The organism is Pantoea sp. CTOTU50773 (genome assembly GCF_032082325.1).
GTDB lineage: Bacteria > Pseudomonadota > Gammaproteobacteria > Enterobacterales > Enterobacteriaceae > Pantoea > Pantoea communis.
On the sequence record NZ_DAMDQC010000154.1, the window covers coordinates 1 to 1,075 of the forward strand.

Annotated in this window: 2 protein-coding genes; one reads left to right on the forward strand and one right to left on the reverse strand. The window is 52.7% G+C overall.

Annotated elements, in window-relative coordinates; genetic code table 11:
* On the forward strand, positions 1–436 hold a 436-nt coding region (locus RT340_RS18880), incomplete at its 5' end, for a crotonase/enoyl-CoA hydratase family protein (protein WP_313377481.1).
* A 12-nt stretch (positions 437–448) separates the two neighbouring features.
* Here the strand turns inward: RT340_RS18880 and RT340_RS18885 are convergent.
* Positions 449–1,075 (reverse strand): EAL domain-containing protein (locus tag RT340_RS18885; RefSeq protein ID WP_313377482.1); only part of this gene is annotated, 627 nt, incomplete at its 5' end.

The following is a 1,075-nucleotide window of genomic DNA, read 5'->3' on the forward strand; positions in this document are numbered from 1 at the left end:
CTTCATTCTGGCGCAGAACTCTGCACGGATGGGGTTCCCGGAGATCGCGTTCAATCTGTTCCCTGGCATGGGCGGCTATTCACTGGTGGCACGGCGTTCCGGCATGAAGCTGGCCGAAGAGCTGATCTGTGAAGGGGAATCACATAGCGCAGAGTGGTATGAGACGCGCGGTCTGGTAGATAAAGTCTTCCAGCCAGGCGATGCTTACCGTACTACGCGTACCTTTATCGATACGCTACGTCCGAAGCTGAATGGTGTGCGTGCCATGTTGAAAGCGCGCCAGCGCGTACTGCAACTCTCGCGAGCCGAGCTGATGGATATTACGGAAGATTGGGTGGATTACGCCTTTACACTGGAGCCTAAAGACATTGCTTACATGGAACGACTGGTGCAACTACAGAACCGTCATAGCGCATCCCTGCGCAAAGCCGGATAATCGAGAGCAGCGTTAAACGCGGGCAGGATGCTTAGCCAGCCAATGCCCGAGCTGTTCTGCGGGCATTGGTTTTGCATAAAGATAACCCTGACGCCCATCGACACCGTTGGTCATCACAAACTTCTCCTCAGCTTTGGTTTCAATCCCTTCCGCAATGACTTGCAGATCGAGGGTTTTGGCCACGGCGACAATGGCACGGACCAAAGATTGCGCCACCGGTTGTTTGTTGATGTTACGTACGAAACTTTGATCCAGTTTGATTGCATCAATGGGCACGCGAGCTAAATGGGAAAGCGAGGAATAACCTGTACCAAAGTCATCAAGATGAACCTGAGCCCACAGTTCATGGAACTGCTTCATAAGCGTGAGTGCACCGGCTTCGTTCTCAATCAGGCAGCTTTCGGTGAGCTCGATATCAATGGGACAATCCGTGAGGCCGGCTTCGCTCAGCGCCTGCTTTAAATCGGTATAGATACTTTGGTCAATCAATTGTTTAGCCGAAACATTAACGGCAACGCGCAGGTAAATTCCCTCGCTGCGCCACTGAATAATTTGTTGCAGAACGTTCAGCATCACCCAGCGGCCGAGCGGCACGATGAGGCCCGATTCTTCAGCATACGCGATAAAGTCGACAGGCGG